The following is a 17,090-nucleotide window of genomic DNA, read 5'->3' on the forward strand; positions in this document are numbered from 1 at the left end:
AGAGCATAGCAAATATTAAGATGTAAATACAGTTTGATATCTTAAAATTTTACTTATTCTACAGACTCAACGGTAATGCTATGGTCAAGATCACGCTACGAAGAGCGGGGGGGAGCCATACCAACGCTTCTAAGCAGAGGTTACTACTTTTTGTGGATCAGCTGTTCAAGCTTCTTCAGTTTTTCTTCAAGTACGCCGAAACGTAGATTCATGGTTTCAGAGAATGATTCGATCTTACTTTCAAGCGCGTATAAACGTTTTAGCAACTCTTCAGCTGCCGGATAAGCAGTTAACCTGTTGATTACATATAGTTCCTGTTCGCGTAAAAAGTCCTGGATAATGTCTGTCTCCTCGGCATAGTAGTGCGGACGTGTTTCACTGGGAACGAACGAGACCTTTCCGAATTTGTATTGGTATCGATCATGATCTACTTCTGCCTCTTTTGTGACGTCACCATAGATGGATTCTTCTATCTTCGTCATTTCACCAAGATTGGTTTTTACTACTTTATTCTTCGCAGATGAGCTTTGGTCAAATATGGTGAAGTTGAATCCGTCGGTGGCGAGCACAATCATATCATGTTGCTCTGCTTTTTCAGTTTCCTTAGTGATACGAAGGCCACTTATTGTCATAGGAGCAGCCCTTTGATCGAGCACCATTTTACGTTTTTTTTCATCGTCCTTTAGATTCATGATGGAGATCTCTACAGGCGTTTTGCCCGTGAGTTTTGTCATGGCATCTTTGGCACCACCGGTGCCCAATCCGCCATAACCAGCTGCTGTACTGGCAAGGGCTTTTTCGATTAGGGGTAGGTATAAAGAAAAGTCATCACCTACTTGCTTCCCCTTGTTGCCATAGATTAACTTACCTTTCCTGCTAGGCAAAGCGCTATTCACCAATACTTGCCTTGGTGCTTTATTGGACTTTGTGTATACCCTGACAGAGAAAGTCCTGCTGGTGGATGGGTTTCCTGCCTTTATTTCGGTTATGGTTTTCATTAGGTCCTCAGGGGATTTGATAGCAATAGCCCCTATGGTGGCGACCAGCCAGCAATCTCCCAGGTAGCCCTGGTTTATTTCCAGTATATTGGCTTGTTGTTCAATGGGAAGATCCAATCGCCCCAACGCCCTTGGAAATAAAGGCTTTGACTCAAACCTTTGGAATTCTATCTCTTCTGGTTTTATAGTATTTGTCGAAATTTTAATCTTATCTTTAATGGGCTCCTCATCACCTTGGATCTCCCCATCGTAACGTCCCTTATACTTCTCTTGGTTCATTGCCGCTCTATGCCCTTCGAAAGACTCGAAAGCATATGACAGGTATTTGTCGCCGAAAGCTTCGTCTTGAACGTACAGCTTCCAGTCTCCTTTGTACATCTCCCCCTCTGCTGTAAATCCACCATGACGTCATGATGACTTTCTGAAGTGGATCAGGAAATCCCCATAATGCTCTCCGTACCGCTCTTTTACTTTCTCATGAAACTCCTCTAAAGGCATCATTTGAATGGGGGCAGTGGTTACAAGACTTACCTTATTAGCGAACTGCTCTTTTTTATCGGCGATTCCAGGTCCAGTTTCCAAGAGGGAAAAGGTTTTCTGATTGCCTGTATGTTGATGTACAGATTTTTGGAATTGAGTTGGTTGCTGGTTTTGTGGGCTGTTTTTAGCTAATTCTTGTAGCTTTATTTGCTCACCCTGTTTTTGTTTTATTACTGATGCACTTCTACTACCCACCACTCGAATCACTGGCATGTGATATCTTTTATTCTGACCAACAGAATTAGCGACCGCCCTACTTTTATTCTCTTTCGTTTTATTTTCTTGTACATACATATTTCAAACCTTTTATTTTTTTTTCGAAGATTGCTATAGGGTTCCCCTTCATTGCCTATAACAACAACAGCTCCCCCAATGGATTTTATGAGAGTGCGAAGGGGTTGAGAAGGGATCGCGTCTTGACATTTGACAAAACCAAAGCGATGGGGGCAACGTTGACTAATTTTCCGGTTTCTCATCAATATTTTTCATTCCAAGAACAATGAATGTCTGTCCCGTATTGACAATCCGGCCGCCAAACCCACGCAGGCCGCCTGACTTCAAACATTTCCCTGCAGTCGTCATCTCAATATGTCTCCACATCATTTGATTCACAAGCAATAGTGCGCAGAACTCGTCCTGAAGGATCTGGCTGCATCGGTGGGATTAGAGGAAAACAGTTCGTATGTTAGGTGATTGGGTTGATTGATACGGGTTCAATTTATCGTTAAGAGAAAAGTCTTTTTTATTAGTATTGATTAGGACTATATAAACGTCCGCAGAAAGTTTAGTTAGACAATTTTTCATATACTGAGATGTATCCATAGCCTGTTGTTTCCTCTACACCACTTGCCGATAACAGATCACCTGAAGGCGACTATCTCCTACCGCGTTACATCCACAGCGCCCTGCCGGACCCACCCCTCCTGCCCGTCATCGGTGCGAACCCAGTGGTGGGATTTTGTGAGGAGCTTGCGCTTAAATCGGTTGCCTGCCCTGTTTTCATCGAGAACGGTGAGCGTTGTGTCCCGGGCCAGGTCCCGGATCTTGGAGTGCCTGGCGTTATCCCGCCGCAAGGCCCCCGCCGCGTTCATCACACCGACACGGTGCCCCGCTTCCATGGCGATCTCCGCCATGGGGTTGGTGATATCCTCCCCCCCTCCTCCGGCGACCGCATCCACATACGCCCTCACATCCGGTACCATCGCAAATGCTGCGTAGCCAGCCTTAAATCCTGCGCTCACCTTGGCCCAGTTGCGGTTGATCAGGGCAATGAAGTCGTTAAAGAAATCAGCGTTATCTGCGTCGGCGGCTACCCGGTCGGCTGTATCAAACTCTGACTCCCCGGGCTGCTTTGCCACCAGCGCCGTCACGTTGATGCCGTAAAACCCCTCAAGCATCGTTTGGAGTTTACCCGCCAACCCGATATGGGTGTCGTTGATCACAGCCCACGCCTCCCCAGCCCCCTCGGTTTTCTTCACGCTCGGCCCCTGGGCGCCCCGGACGGTAAAGGCCGCACCGGGCCACGCCTTCTTGATGGACTGGGCGACCTCGGTCATCACCGATTTGTCCACGGCAGCGTAATTCCCACCGGGGCTCTCCTTGCTCCCCGCGTAGCAGGAAGTGAAAACTATGTTATGGCCTCCGTCCGACATCCTCTGTGGAGCGATCGTCAGCTTGTCGGCGATCTGCCGTCCTGTGTAGGAGCCGGAGTGCCCCGGCTTGCCGTGCCCCACAAAGGCAATAGTTTCACCACCTCCAAGGTTGCTGAAGTCGGCGTTTTTGAATTCCTGAAAATCCCCTCCGGCAACTTGGCGACCAAAGGCAATTGAGTTGTACTCCACCGTGTCGGTCTTCCGGGGGTTGTCGGCCGTCAAAACCACCCGCCGCTGGGCCACCGGCTCCCCTGCCATCGCCAACATCTCCGCACTTCGGGGCGGACGCCGCCGGTCCGCTATGGCCAAGCCCTCTTTTCGCTGCGCTGAAGCAGGCTTACTCTCCTGATCGTCCTTCTCTTGTACCCTGTACATCATCGCCTCCTGGCTTCCGCCGTCAGGCCCACAAGGGGTTGCCCGTCAGCAGATAGTTTGCGCGTGCACTCTTGATTATGAAGCTGAGATCCTTGACCTTGAAATCGTCTCCCAGCAATGCGTTCACCTTGGCGATGCGCCTGTTGACCCTGCCCACCTCGCTTACCGACCACGCCCGGTTGGGAAGTTCGTTGATCCCCTTGACGACGAGCTTTGCCTTGGCCGCGAAGTCATCGTCGTCCTGCATAATGCCCGTCTTGTAATTATCGAGGGAGCGTTTGATCTGGCTCAGCTTGCTGCGGACATGATTGTTGGCATTGACCTTCTGCGCATTTTTGGCAAGGGTCGCCGCGGCCCCTGCCATAGCAGGCATCACACCGCCGAGCTTTGTAAAATCGAAGGAGGGATAGATTGCCTCGGAGATATAACAGAAAGAGGACTTGGGGAACGTCTTGTTTAGGACATGGCCGGTCTGCTTAGAGGATGTGATGTCGACGATACCCTTATCAGCTCCGTGGGTGATGACAAAATCGGGCCGCGCGCTCCCGGAAACAACCTGGGAGGTTGCCGCAGCGGGCTTTGCCGCGGTGACTTGATCTTCGATGACATAGCCGGTGGCCGTCGCTTCAGCTCTATCGCCCCAGCCGTCCGTTATCCAAATTGGCGAAGTTGCCATTGCTCACCCCGGGAAAGTTCGCCTGGTTAAGGGCCACCGCCCCTACGGGTTTTACCGAATCACTGAGCCGCTTCCAAGTGTTCTGATAGGCGGTCTCAGTTGCCGTGTTGAGGGCCTTGGCGTCATTTATAATGTTTGCCGTGTCCGTCGAAAGGGGCGCCTTGGGTGTTTTGAAGGTGATCAGCTTTCGCTGGGCCACCGGCTGCACACTGCTCCCCGGACTTTTGTATACCGCTCTTTTCATCGCGTCCCCCCCTTGGTAAAGCTGCCCCAATAAATAGAGGTCGTGCCTTGGCATCTAACAAAAACAAGACAAAAAGTCTTCAACATGAATCACATCTCAAGCAAAATCATCATGACGCGCACCTTTAAAGCCAACGCAAACCGCCAGCTCTTTACCTCAACCATTTCTCCGCAACCGCCATATCAACATGTGGTAAAAACGACTCATGGAGGGTCAGTAGTGCGCAGAGCGCACCCTACAAAAGGCTACTGATTCGATCTGTATAAGACAAACTATCGGCATGTTATCGATAGGGATAGGTGATATAAGTTTGGTTTATCGTCAACAAAAATGCCTTCATTTTCACCGTTTATGGAAGAATCCCCTTAAGGCAGTAAAATTCACTTAGGCGATTTGTCTAATGTCAAGACGCGACCCCTTCTCACCTTCTCAGAAGCGGAGAGGCTACGCTTTCCCCTTGGAATGCCCAGTCACCCCACCTGCCGGGTAGCATAGGGAATCACGGATTCGATCATACGGCTCAACCACGCCTTGGTGCGGAAATCTACAGGAGAATCCTTATCTTCATAAGCCGCTTCAATAGCCGCAGTGGTAACGTCACCTTCAATATGTTGCAATGCATTGGAATAATTCTGTGGATCTTTGACCTGGTTATTATCGATATCCAGAGTCCCCAACTGCTGTGCCTTTACATAATCCAAAGTAATCTCACCCTGATTAGCAACAAGGAACCGATTGATGACCTGCTGACAATGACCGCAGGGAAGACGACGTCCGGCTAAGGAGAGGTGGCGCTGGGTAAATCCTTTTGAAAGAACCTGACGAATAAACCGTGCCAACAGGATAATCTCGGCATGGGAGTGAGCGGAAAAGGGCGTCGGATTTACGATATACTTCGTGTGTTCCCCATCGACGCCTTGATTGAAATTGATTTTTTTCCGCCCCCCCAGATCAGGCGCCCTGTTCTGGTACTGGTCGGTGTTGCCGGTCGTAAAAATATAGTCCCCTGCTTTCATGCTCTGAAATTCCTGCCCCCCAATGAGCCCCTTAACATCCCCAGCCTCTTGCTTCAACTCTCCCAGTAATGCCAGATCCTGCTCCCGAGAACCGCTCAGACCAAAGGTCCCCTTCATTGGGTAATGGGATCGTTCTGCGCCACGTGATCATTTCCAAAGTCTGTACGTTTCAGTACTTGCTGTCAACTCTTTAAGAAGTGCCTTTAACTCAGCAATCTGGACCCCTCTGGCTGTCTGACCTGAGTGACCGTTGTCTTCATTCTCGTCCCATTTCAAATCCCGAAACAGACGAAACCGATCTTCTGACTCATACATATTACCGTTAAAGGAAACTTTGTATTGAATAGGTAAAGTGGATTGACGGGTTCTTCTGCAACCTTGAACTCCCCATTTTGAAGAAGAGGCCGCGGACGTCACTCTCATCCCCCCACTCGCCCTCCTTGTCCCGACCATTTGAGCAGGAGACATTCGTGCCCCCATGCTGTCGTCCCTTTTCAAGAGCGCAAACATAACTCACATCTCCCTTGAGCCGTACGTAAGTAAACAGAGTAATCAAGAGACCTAATCCACAGGACCAAAACCAAAAAAACCTGTGAACAGAGGTCGCGTCTTGATGTTTAACAAAATGTAGACAAAAGTCTTCAAAGTCAAAATCCCCAAGCGAAATCATAGGGTACGGTCCCCGTACCATCAGTCATCACGCAGACCAACGGCCTCTCTCTCAACCATTACCCCGCAATCGCCATCTCAAAATGTGGTCCATTCGGTTCATGCTCGGCCGTTGGTGCGCAGAGCGCACCCAACAGGATATTGCTGCATCGGCGGGATTAGAGAATAACAGTCTGTGTGTTAATTGATTGGATTGGGTGATACGGATTTGATTTGTCATTAAGAGAAATGCCGTCATAATTGCCGTTCATGAAGATTCTGAAATGCCAGTGGAAGACTATCATAGGTAACTTGTCCAATGTCAACACGCGACCCCATCTCACTTCTCACAATGCATTATGGAAGAGAAAGCGCTTTGCTTGCCCTATTCGGACTAAGCGGACCAGTCCATCCGGGGTATGTTTGATCATCTTTGGACAATACGGTTATTACTTCATCACCAACTGTTTGGAATACAGCAGTTCCTTTAGGCGCAACAAAACTGAGATTTTTACCATTTAAGGTCGTCCCACAGGGATCGAGTCCAGTATGGCAGGAGAGCAGATATAATGTTAAATTATTATCCGAAATAATATCAGCAAACCGATCAAGGTCAATGTCGTCTCCTACAGTACCTGCCACAGCCAAAGGGCCATCTTTATCTCCATGACTCAGCAATACGAAAGTGCTATTTTCTTCTAAATCCGTCATCGAATTCCAAAAAACATCTGGATCTTCAGTTAATGCTGTGCATGTATACCCTTTCCTTTCCATGACTCTTAACGTATCTCTTGTTGTTGAAGCATCGTCATACAAAAAAAGTTTAGCCATTTTAGCCTCCATGATTAATTAAATTGACAGCACACCCTGTTCCCAAATCAATGGGAGGTAAGCGTTGCCTGATTTTGCGGTTTTCTCATCCATATTTTGGTTGAAGGGGTTGGAGTAACCCCTCCTTTGAATCTCAAAACAACTCTCTACTACTTAAATTCAAGGTGAAAATACCCGTAGTTGTCGGCATTCGTAACGGCTTTATTCGGGTGATCTGTCTTAAGGGTGGTGCACTTCACCGTGCCGTAGGCCACGACATTGGTATCGGGATTTTTCTCATCCTCCGTATCTGCCACAATATGGGATACTTCATGAATAATTGTATTGTACTGTTCATCCGTATTGCCGTTAAAAAAAGCATCGCCAATTTTAACAGTATACCCTGAGTCAATGATCTGTTTGACACTCTGAATACTCCAGCCTCCGGGAGGCCTGAGTGCTGCGCCATAATTATTGGGGTCTCCGGACACCCTCTTCCAAGTTATCTTTTGGGAATGAAGCGCGTAATTAACAATATTTACGACCGTCCATACCTTGGTGAACCGATCTTTCGTCACCGCCCCGAACCACTTGGCATAGGCTGGAGTTAAAGCCTGGTCCCATTTTTTATCTTTGATGTTGTCTTTCCATGCTTTATCCGACAATTCCAATGCCTTGGTGACGGCGTTCACAAGTTTCACCCGCTCTGACACACTAAAGTCTTCATACGTCACTGCCATGTTTACTCCTCCTCATCTTTTTTTGTGTTGTATTGTGTTATAGGATGACCTGTTCCTTAGCTAACATTCGACCGTTGCCAGGTTCCATTGGAAAAAGGGGAAAGCCTCCACATATAAAATAAATAGCCCTACCCAATCCCATAAAATTTTGCTTCTAAACCATCTTGACACCCACAACCCATATCGCCTCGTCGCTGTTGGCATCGGCGATGGTCGTCAGGTAATTGTCACCTGCGGTTCGGTGCCAGGCGAGGTAAGGTTTGTCGGTGTAGTGATGGTTTTTGATCCGCACCCGGTCACCGGCTCGGATCTCTTCCCCATCTTCCAGGTTGACCTTCTCCAGGGTCCAGCCCTGTTTGGAGGTGTCGTAGTCTTTGGTGTAGTAGTAAAGAGACGGGGTGGACCAGGCGCCGAGGAAACAGTAATTACCGGTTGCTGATTCGTTGGTTTTGATCTTGATGGATGCACCATGCCGGGCTACATCCCGTGAGTCTTCGTTGTCGGCATGGATAAGCGAGACGGTGATGGCGGCTGTGCGCATTTTGGGGAAATACTGCGTGGAGGGAAAAAGGGATTCCTCCTGCATGGCGCCGATGAACTGGCCGTTGCCACCTTGCAGGGTCACATCGCTGGTGCGGTATTGGACGGGTACCCCGCCGGGCATGGGGCCCTCTTCCAGATCCCACTCCACCTGGGTGGCGATGGTGGTCAGGTACTGGTAGCCGTCGCCATACTGATAGGCGGCCAGGTAGGGCTTGTCGGTAAAATTCTGGTTCTTGACGTATACCCGATCACCGGGGCGGATCACGTCGTCCTGGCTGAGATCGCTCTTTTCGATGATCCAGCGCTGCTTGTTGACCGAATAATCCTTGGTGTAATAGTAGAGGGCCGGCGTCTCCCAGGCGCCCAAGAAGGCGTATTCACCGACAGCATCTTCGGTGGTTTTGATCTCCGTCACCGCCCCGGAGCGTAGCGGGCCACCGTCCGGTTTGATCATCTTGTGGGTCAGGCCGATATTGCTCATGCGGGGATAGTACTGGGAACTGCCTATGCCATAGGCGCTTTCGGACATCTTACCGATGCAGGCGCCGTCCCGGTTGCGAAACCGCATGCTGACGGTGTTGGGCCCCTCGTCGCCGGACAGAAAGAAAAGCCCCTGGCTCTCCAGATGGCCATGGACCAGTCCCAGATGGTCCACAGCCGCCCGATTGAACCGGTAATACGACGTTCCGGTTTTGTCGCTGCTGGCGAGGTATTCATTCAACCACTGCATGCGCTCAAAGGTTTCAGGTACATCCAGCGCCTGCCCGTTCACCAGGATGCGACCGATGTTTTTTCTCCAGGCCTCACACTGATCGGGCTCACGGGTGTCCAGGATCTCGCGGATCACCTGTTCGGTGGCGCTGTCCAACGGGGCGTAGGTCTCCACAGTAAAGGGGGTGCGGTTGCGGACGCAGGTCATGGCCTGGACCATCTGCTTGAACGCCTGCATAAAAAAGTCGCGATTGTCCTTGATGATGGGTTGCCCGGACCATTGGGGCTGGTAACGGTACGCCATGTAGGGATAGTCCGGCAGGTGCCCCATGCGCCCGTGGCCGAGATAGGCGTAGGAGTTGTACGCCGGGAGAGCCGGGGTGGCGATCTCCGGGTTGAACAGATCCCCCAGAGGCCAGACACGTTTCCAGGCAACCTCCTGCTCGGATCCGTCGGGAGCGATGCTTATCACCGTTTCACCTGCATTGTTCATGAACCAGGCAGGAATACCCGCATAATAGCAATGGGCCCAGGTGTCGCACAAAATATGCATACGCAGGCCGAGCATCTGCAGATTGTCGGCGTGCGCCTCCACCACGTTGTTGATCATCTCTCCAAGGAGCAGGCTGTTGGGCAGACATATCAGCTTAAACTTCTGCTCCGACTCCCGGTTGAACACCCAGTGGTTGGTCCAACCGTGATCCTCCATGGGCCCGGTATACCCAACCGTGTGGTCATGCCCGTAGTTGCCGGGTAGAAAATGAAACGGAATCCAGACGCTCATGGTTTCGTCCAGGTGAGTACCCGACCAGGCAATGGTATTGTATTTGACGATCTCCTCATTGGTCTGCACGGTGGGAACCATCTCAAAATCACCTATATGGGGTTGTCCGGCCTCACTCTGCAACAACGAACGGTCGGACTCGTCCACATACTGTGCGGCGTGGGCGATGGTCTGGGCTTCTGAAAAGCTGTAACCGGCAATGCGTGCAGCGGTGTATGTTGCGTAGTAATGAAAATCGATATTCATATCTCGTCTCCTTCTTGGTAGACGTCACGAAAACGATTTGTCGTCCTTGCATTTTACTTCTGGCAGCTCGAATATTTCACGAATCGAGTGCCCATATGTAGCGCATGAAAATTGCCGGTGGGGTGATTCAGATAAAAGATGGGCACGCTCCGCTTTGCCAATCCTACATGGCAATGAAAGCAATTTTTGGTCACAGGGAGAGAGATAAATAGACGAAACATTCCACACCGGCCCACATCAAGACTGGCGGTTGCGTTCTCCCCACCGAATAAGCCAGCGCAGACCGCCAGGTACGTTCTTTTTTCGTTGAATCCCCGTCATATCTCCACGATGATCCAGTCATCCCAATCGATGCGATCCCGGCATATGGGGCATGTGTCCCGGGTTTTATACCACTCCCGAAGGCACTCTTCGTGGAACGGATGGGCCACTGTCTCCCCGGTGGCGTCGGAGTCATGGGTTCTGATGTTGTCGCCCTTCTGGAATTTTTTCAGGCATATCGTGCAGGTTGTCATGGGAATCTCCTTTTGTGGGGTTTACTAAAAAGTACATGGATTGGAATCACCACAGTCCGGCATTGGCGCTGTCATTGAGCATGGTTTTTCCCGCCAGGTCTTTGATCAATTCAAATTTTTGTTGATCGTCCGCATTTTCCCACTCCACCCTCAGGCCGGCATACTCACCATCGGTAGCGCTTCTCCTTTCACAGGCAAAATCATCGAACGCCTCACCGGGATCCGGGTGCAGGGGCCTGACGGTGGGTCCAACCACAAGGTTTCCGGGCAGCCATGACAACAAACCGGCAAACACTTCCAAGGCTTCGCCATTTCGTACAAGGATCTGGTTGATCAGCCCGTCGCCACCGGCAAGAACCTTTGCCTGCCCGGTCCCTCCCCATCCCCCCAGATTTGCTGCCAGCAGGCTGGCGGCATCATAGTGGTCAAAAACAGCCTGGATTCTGGCCTGCTCATTGATGATGTAATCCCGCCCCACCGCACACACCTGGGCCCAAGGGATAAGATGGTGCCTTGCGTTCTGGCCGACAGCACCGGGTAAAATGTCATTGAAAGGATAAGCGGGTCTTGCACCACACATCGGCATGGTTGTTACCTCCATTTTTGGGTTTGGGAAAAGTCAGGGGGCATGGATGGTGATTCGTTGCATGATCGACATCGCGACAACGGTTCTGAGGCGGGAGCAATCTGGTGCACGAAGTGCACCCTACAGGCTGGAGAGGATTCGGTGTGGTGTGGGATGTTGCTATGGCGGTGCGCACGGCGCGCCCTGCGGGGTATCGTAAATTCGCTGCGGTTCAGACGGTTCTACTCACTATTCACTCCTGGCCATTCACCACCAGCCACTTACATGGACTCAAGCCCATGGGTGCCCGCCCATAATTTGGCGGTTTCCGTGTTGGTGACATAGGTGTTGTTGTTGCTTGCCGTAATGGATTTGCAGTGGGTGATCACAATCTTGCCGTCCGCCTTTTTGAAGGGAGACAGGGCCACTCCGGCATAGTCCGCTTTCTGGTAAACGGCGCCACCGTACTTGTCTTTAAGGCTTTCGATCCGCCGCTCCGTGTTGTCATTGGGCTCCTTGCCCTTCACGTAGAGGTACTGGATCTCCTTATTGGCGGGGGTCAAAAGACCTGAGACGGCAAAATTCCTGTTCAAAAGGGTATCGGTCTCCCCGTCGCTGGAGACATGGGCGAAGATCACTCTTAGCATTTGTGCTTCGTCTACGCGGATAAAGGCAAAGCAGCTCCCCAGGCTGTCCGTGCCCAAGGATACCGTTACCGGCATCTGGTTTTCTGAGTAGTGTCCCCAGGACACCCCGAAGGCATTCACACTGTTTTCACTCTTCTGCTCAACAATCATGGTGTTCTCCTTAATTGGTTGATTAAAGAAACGGCATCAATAGGCCAGAATCGCATCGTAAAAGCATCTGACGTCGTCGCACAGCTGATCAAAGGCCAGGGCTGTCTGAATTTTCATCAGCACCCGGGCTTGGGGCTCTTCGTCCAGGGGACGACGGGGAAGGCTCAGCCGATCGCAGATCCGATGGACCTTGGCAACGTATTCCACGGGAATGCAGTGTTCCCTCATAAACGATTCAGACATGGGGTTGTCGGCGACCCACCGCGCGTAGATAACAGGGACGATGGTGTTGAACCAGACGCTGGAACCACAGGGAAGTCCGGTGACGTCGAACCCGCCGAGTGTGGCCCCGCGCTGCTTGAGAAAATGAAGGCATTGAAGCACCATGTTGCGGCCTTCATGCGGGTAATGGGGGCCGTCGCCATAGGGGGTGTAGCTGCCTTTCATGAAATCGCGGTCCACGGTGACATGGAACAGGTAATTTTCCAGGGGTTCCCCGAGTTCAAGGCTTTTGCGCAGGGCGTTGGCAAGTAAAATCTCCTGGGAAAGATCCACCTTGTCCTGATACCGAATGCCGCCGAGCCCCCAGGAGACCACGTTGGCGATGGTGCTGCCCAGGCCCAGGACCACGTACCGAGACACGGGATGATCCCGATGAAGGGTCTTGTCGTCCGGGCGCGGTCGCAAGGCCTGGCCCCAATTCTGGCAGCAGATGGAGTCTGCATCCGGATTGAAGGCTTCATAGTCCTTGTGATTGTCGAAGTTAATGACCACCCGGCGCCACGCCTTGTCCTCGTGGCCTCGAAAGCCCTTGTTGGCAAGAATGTAGGCCATGTGATGGGCGCTGTTGTGATCCACAACGGAAAAAAGTGGATTGGCGATATCCGTCAGAATGGGCCGGTTTTCCTTGAACATGGGCCCCCCAAGAAAGGTATCCCGGTATGCCTGGAACGGCACGTTGCCGTGGGAGCCGCCGGTGACCCGGTGGGTAAACTCAATATCCCCCTTGGTCTGGGAAGCCCTGAGCCTGAACCCGTCCCTGTGATAGGCGGTGTAGTTCCACGTGTTTTCTTCGTAAGCCCCCCACACGGCAAAATCAAAGCGATCCTTGCCGAAAAACCGCTCGGACCACAGATCCAGATAGGTTTCGAACCCATATTCATCGATGGGTTTGAAGTCGCCTTGCAGGTTCCGGATATCCGGAATGTCGTCACAGGTTTTGAAATACGCCCTCCGGACCTTCATGATGGCCTCCTTCGTCAGCACACCGATTCCGAGGATGTCTGCCCTCCCCATCCAATGAGCCCTGCGCTCAAAACGCCGCATCCCATGGTCACAAGGCCGTTATGTCCCCCCATCGGCCTCGTCCGCCCCGGATGGAGGGGAATCCTCATGGGGCTTCTCCCCTGTTCCCTGGAAAACCATGGTCGCCGACGCCGAAAGAAAGCCGAGGATGGCCCCCAGGACAATGTGAAAGGAGTGGGCGGCAAAGGACTGCTGATCCCGTGAGGCCTTGGTGGCCTCATCGATCATGGAGGTCAACAGCTTGCTGTACTCCCCGTGGGTCAGGTCCCATGCCCCGCCCGGGTCGGCCTCTGCCTTTACCCTGACTTTCTTCAGCTCCGCGATGATCCGGCCCGTGGTCTCCGTGGGGTCGTTCACCCCGGTGTTCCCGAAGGCAGCCCACCCGATTCCCGCCAGGATGAGTACGTTGATGAACAAAATGAGGCACCACACAACAGACGGCCTGAAACATGTTTTCCGGTTCATGGTATTCTCCCCTTGTCAATGATTGCAGGGCATCAGGCAATCCCGGCGGTATGCAGGTTCCCCGCCATCTCCGCCGTCTCCACAAAGCAATCCTCCAGCAATTCGTCCTCCGTAAGGCCAAAGGCTTTGCCGTATTCAAAATAACCGTTCACCCGGGTGCCTACCCGGTAATCGGCGGGGATGGCACACTCGATGCCGTTCACCGCAGCGATGGCCATGGCCAGGCCTTTTTTGTAGCCCAGGTTGGTGATGCGCTCGTAGCAGGCTTTGTCCGTGTCGTTAACCGGGTTGCCGGTAAAGCAGCAGTGGCAGGAGGGGCGGGTCCCGGCCTGGGCCATCCAGTAGAACAGGGCCGAGGCCACCACCAGGTCGGGGTCTTTCCTCACCCGGTCCGAATCGTTAAGGAGGACCTCCTTGTCTCCGTAGTAAAACTGGCTGAAGCGGGCGTAGTTGACGGGATAGCTGAGCTGGAGGATTCCTGCTCCGGAGAAGTACTTCTGGTTGGGTTTCAGGGGGTAACCGGTATCGTAAACCCGGCTTCGTTCGTGACCCTGCTCGCTGGAGAAGGCAAGATTCCACTTGTGGCTGGGCTCGTTGGTCCAGGAGGCTTCGGAAAAGCCGTAGGCCTTTGTCTGTGTCAGCCCCTTAAGGACAATGGGGCCTCCGTCACGAAGGGACTTGCCCCCCACCTCCTGAAGGGCCATGCCGAAAAGGGCGGCGAGCTCTTTTTTCTGCTCTTTTTCCTCGCCTGAGGCAAACCCCGGAAAATAGCGAACGTTTTTCACAAAGGACGCATAGCTGTAGGGTTTGACGCCTTCAAAGCACTGATGGTTGGCATGGGGAAAGAGCTCGTCCCAGACGCTGGGTGTGAACCAGGATTCCAGGGGATGAAACGCAAGGGGCTCGCCCTTTTCCCCATCAGAGATCTCTACCGGGTCGACGCTGCCCCCTTCATGGGGCTGATCCGACTCCCCGGACGATACCTCGGGCGTGCCCACGGTCTCTCCGCACACGGTGAAAGCCTTGCCGTCCGTGATGTTGGCCGAGATGGTGAAGGTTTTTCCCTCCTTTGCAAAACGCAGGCTGTGCCCGAAGACCGCCACCTCGCTCCACGCCCCGTCCACGGACCCGCCGGACCGGGTATCAAAGGCGACGTTGTCCGAGCAGTCAAGGTTAAGAGTCCTTGTTTTCTCCTCCGAGACCAGCGTCATCTTGACGTACCATTGCGTGCCTTCCGATGAAATAAATGTCACCATAATGGCTCCTTGGGTTAAATAAAGATAAACCACCTTTCATGAAAAAAACCGGGCTGAGCGCTCAATTGTCTTCCGTGAAATCGGGCAGGCCCAGTTTCGGTAGGATCTCGTTGATGTTGATGTGATCCGTGGTGCCCACGTAAAGGGCGAATCCTTTGGCCAGGTTAGCTCCTTCCATGACGACTTTTTTGCAGAGATACGAAGTGGTATACTGGCCTTTTCCGGTGCCCCACCATATGGTCAGCCTGACATGATCGGCATCTTCCTTGATAAAGGAGCAGGACACCGTGGAGGTGTCGCAGACATGCTGGTCAAAGGAGATCATCCGAGCCGATGCCCCCAGGGGCAACCAGAGACACATCAGAAACACAATCCATGTTTTCATTGCATTGCCCTCCAAGGTCTTTTCATCTCATGGCTGACCAGGTGTCTTCGATCAGCGCCTCGTTCTGCCCTTACCCGGTGTGTTCAAAGCAGATACCGCCAATGCCCCGTCCGCCGATCTGTGTCACCTTCACGGGCATGAACTTCGCGGCGTCTGAATCGCTCAAAAAATAGAAACCGCCCACACCGACACTACCCTGGGTCATCGGGCCCCAGCCGGAGACCCAAAAGCTTCCGTCCGGGTTATCCCGCCGGTTGCCTGTGGACGTCCCAAGCCGGGTGTGCTGCCCATCGCTGCTTTTCAAAACAAACATATGCTGTGCTCCTTGACGGATCTGTTACTTCTTGGCCGGGCCTTTGGACTGGTCGTCACCGGAGCTCTCCCCGATGAACTGTCCCGGGTAGAACTTGTTGAGCCAGGCCTCGGCCAGCTGCCGGGAGGTGATGGGCTTCAGGAAAAAGTTGATGGGAACGCCGCATTTGCCCGCGATGGCTTTTTTCACGTAGTCCTCAAAGGCCGTCATGAGGGAGTTGGTGTCGATGACTTTGTTGTTCTTGTCGTCGTAAGCCCCGAGGCTGGAGACCACGTTTTTGACGTAGGAATTGTTCAACTGCATAAAGCTCTCACCGGCCTTGGCCTTGTCCGCGGCAGAGCCCATGGTGTTCACCTCCGAATCGCTGGAGCCCTGGATGGCGGCGAGCTGGGACATCACCTCCTTGGGATCCGGCTTCAGGTTCTGCACCGAAGTCTCGATCTTGTTGGAAACAATGGAGGGAATCAGACCCATGGTGATGACGCTGGCATGGGTCTGGAGGTTGGAGGTGCTCAAAAGGCTCTTGACGCTGTCGGCAAAGGAGGAATCCAGGCCGAACTTCCCGCTGTAGTTGGAGAGACACAGGTTTTCGCTGATGGAGGTGCTGAGGGACTCGGCCAGGGAACTTGCCGACTGGGAGGAGTCGCTCTTCTCGTCCTTGAGCAGATGAACCAGGCCCACAAAACTCGACCCGTAGGAGGCACCGGAGAGGAGCTGCATGCCCGGGGTGTCGGCGTCTTTGCCCTCGATGGCCTGGTCCATAGAGGTGTTGTCGTCGGTATTGATTTTCCGGTCCGGGCAGTAGACATTCCATGCTCGGATCCCCTTTTCCGGGTCCAGGACAAAGGGGGCGAAGATATCGCAGATCTTGTGGGTGCAGTTGGCGGTAATCACCAGGGTGCCTTCGAGCTTGTGGTTGGCATGCTGGCTCTCCATGGCGCTCTTGGCCGACGACCCCACGGAGGCTCCGTAGGAGGGCTCAAGAAAACCTGACGTCTGGGCCGAAACGTAGGTGGCGATGGAACTCGAATGGGCGTCCGAGCTCTGCTTGTTGGACTCAAATCGAAAGTACTGGGCATCCATGATCATGGAGTCCGACGACAGGGGCATCTGCTTGATGGCGGACTTGTTGTAATCAATGGGACTTTCAACGCTGGCGCTTATCTTGTCTTCCTTCTGGCTGTCCCGTGCAGATTTGATGTTGTTCTGGGCGTCGATGGTTTTTTTGGCCAGATCCACGGCCGCATTGGCCATGGAGGTTTTCAGGGATTCGACCTCCTTGGCCACTTTATCCAGATCCTTGGCATCCACGTTCATGTTCATCATTTCCTGGATCGTCATGTCCATGCTTCGCTTTGCAAGGATGAGGGCATTGAGCTCCCGCTGAGCATCGTCCACGGGTTTCTGAAGGGTGGCGATGTGCTCAAGGGCCTTTATTTTTTCGGGTTTGACGATGTTGCCCAACACAAGGGACGGATCATAGGGAATGCTCGTAGGCATGGTGTT

The 17,090-nt window shown here is 52.6% G+C and carries 18 protein-coding genes; all 18 read right to left on the bottom strand.

Going from position 1 to position 17,090, the window contains the following annotated elements; translation table 11 throughout:
* Positions 1–143 precede the first annotated feature (143 nt).
* Positions 144–1,376 carry a C2 family cysteine protease gene (locus tag ACOYW2_RS13020; protein WP_482770687.1) on the bottom strand — a complete coding sequence of 411 codons (1,233 nt, stop codon included), beginning with the start codon at positions 1,374–1,376 and terminating at the stop codon, positions 144–146.
* Positions 1,377–1,406: 30 nt separating this feature from the next.
* Positions 1,407–1,832 carry a hypothetical protein gene (locus tag ACOYW2_RS13025; RefSeq protein ID WP_482770688.1) on the bottom strand — a complete coding sequence of 142 codons (426 nt, stop codon included), beginning with the start codon at positions 1,830–1,832 and terminating at the stop codon, positions 1,407–1,409.
* Between the two features lie 587 nt (positions 1,833–2,419).
* A complete protein-coding gene (locus ACOYW2_RS13030; RefSeq protein WP_482770689.1) occupies positions 2,420–3,568 on the bottom strand; it encodes a hypothetical protein in 1,149 nt (382 codons plus the stop codon).
* Positions 3,569–3,587: 19 nt separating this feature from the next.
* The gene (locus tag ACOYW2_RS13035; protein WP_482770690.1) at positions 3,588–4,241 is read right to left on the bottom strand and encodes a hypothetical protein; all 654 of its coding nucleotides are present in this window, start codon (positions 4,239–4,241) and stop codon (positions 3,588–3,590) included.
* Positions 4,198–4,485 (bottom strand): hypothetical protein, encoded by a 288-nt coding sequence (locus ACOYW2_RS13040; RefSeq protein ID WP_482770691.1) that lies wholly within the window; start codon positions 4,483–4,485, stop codon positions 4,198–4,200. The genes ACOYW2_RS13035 and ACOYW2_RS13040 overlap by 44 nt, the downstream gene beginning before the upstream one ends.
* A 470-nt stretch (positions 4,486–4,955) precedes the next feature.
* Positions 4,956–5,501 (bottom strand): cytidine/deoxycytidylate deaminase family protein, encoded by a 546-nt coding sequence (locus tag ACOYW2_RS13045; RefSeq protein ID WP_482770692.1) that lies wholly within the window; start codon positions 5,499–5,501, stop codon positions 4,956–4,958.
* A gap of 1,005 nt (positions 5,502–6,506) precedes the next feature.
* Positions 6,507–6,980 (bottom strand): hypothetical protein, encoded by a 474-nt coding sequence (locus tag ACOYW2_RS13050; RefSeq protein WP_482770693.1) that lies wholly within the window; start codon positions 6,978–6,980, stop codon positions 6,507–6,509.
* 149 nt (positions 6,981–7,129) lie between these two features.
* Positions 7,130–7,699, bottom strand: coding sequence for a M35 family metallo-endopeptidase (locus tag ACOYW2_RS13055; protein WP_482770694.1), 570 nt, complete (start codon positions 7,697–7,699; stop codon positions 7,130–7,132).
* Positions 7,700–7,853: 154 nt separating this feature from the next.
* On the bottom strand, positions 7,854–9,983 hold the full coding sequence (locus ACOYW2_RS13060; RefSeq protein WP_482770695.1) for a DUF6765 family protein: 2,130 nt from the start codon (positions 9,981–9,983) through the stop codon (positions 7,854–7,856).
* A 317-nt stretch (positions 9,984–10,300) separates the two neighbouring features.
* Entirely contained in the window at positions 10,301–10,498 is a 198-nt protein-coding gene (locus ACOYW2_RS13065) for an RING finger domain-containing protein (protein WP_180141788.1), read from the bottom strand.
* Between the two features lie 46 nt (positions 10,499–10,544).
* On the bottom strand, positions 10,545–11,084 hold the full coding sequence (locus ACOYW2_RS13070; protein ID WP_482770696.1) for a hypothetical protein: 540 nt from the start codon (positions 11,082–11,084) through the stop codon (positions 10,545–10,547).
* Positions 11,085–11,344: 260 nt separating this feature from the next.
* Positions 11,345–11,860, bottom strand: a complete 516-nt coding sequence (locus ACOYW2_RS13075) for a hypothetical protein (RefSeq protein ID WP_482770697.1) — start codon at positions 11,858–11,860, stop codon at positions 11,345–11,347.
* Between the two features lie 36 nt (positions 11,861–11,896).
* A complete protein-coding gene (locus ACOYW2_RS13080) occupies positions 11,897–13,126 on the bottom strand; it encodes a hypothetical protein (protein WP_482770698.1) in 1,230 nt (409 codons plus the stop codon).
* Positions 13,127–13,204: 78 nt separating this feature from the next.
* Positions 13,205–13,630, bottom strand: a complete 426-nt coding sequence (locus tag ACOYW2_RS13085; RefSeq protein WP_482770699.1) for a hypothetical protein — start codon at positions 13,628–13,630, stop codon at positions 13,205–13,207.
* Between the two features lie 32 nt (positions 13,631–13,662).
* Positions 13,663–14,886: a chitinase gene (locus tag ACOYW2_RS13090; protein WP_482770700.1), complete on the bottom strand. Its 1,224-nt coding sequence runs from the start codon at positions 14,884–14,886 to the stop codon at positions 13,663–13,665.
* Between the two features lie 61 nt (positions 14,887–14,947).
* Positions 14,948–15,271 carry a hypothetical protein gene (locus tag ACOYW2_RS13095; RefSeq protein WP_482770701.1) on the bottom strand — a complete coding sequence of 108 codons (324 nt, stop codon included), beginning with the start codon at positions 15,269–15,271 and terminating at the stop codon, positions 14,948–14,950.
* A gap of 70 nt (positions 15,272–15,341) precedes the next feature.
* Positions 15,342–15,584, bottom strand: coding sequence for a hypothetical protein (locus ACOYW2_RS13100; protein WP_482770702.1), 243 nt, complete (start codon positions 15,582–15,584; stop codon positions 15,342–15,344).
* 24 nt (positions 15,585–15,608) lie between these two features.
* On the bottom strand, positions 15,609–17,084 hold the full coding sequence (locus tag ACOYW2_RS13105) for a hypothetical protein (RefSeq protein ID WP_482415959.1): 1,476 nt from the start codon (positions 17,082–17,084) through the stop codon (positions 15,609–15,611).
* Positions 17,085–17,090 lie beyond the last annotated feature (6 nt).

This window comes from Desulfoluna sp. CLI2B (assembly GCF_056847375.1).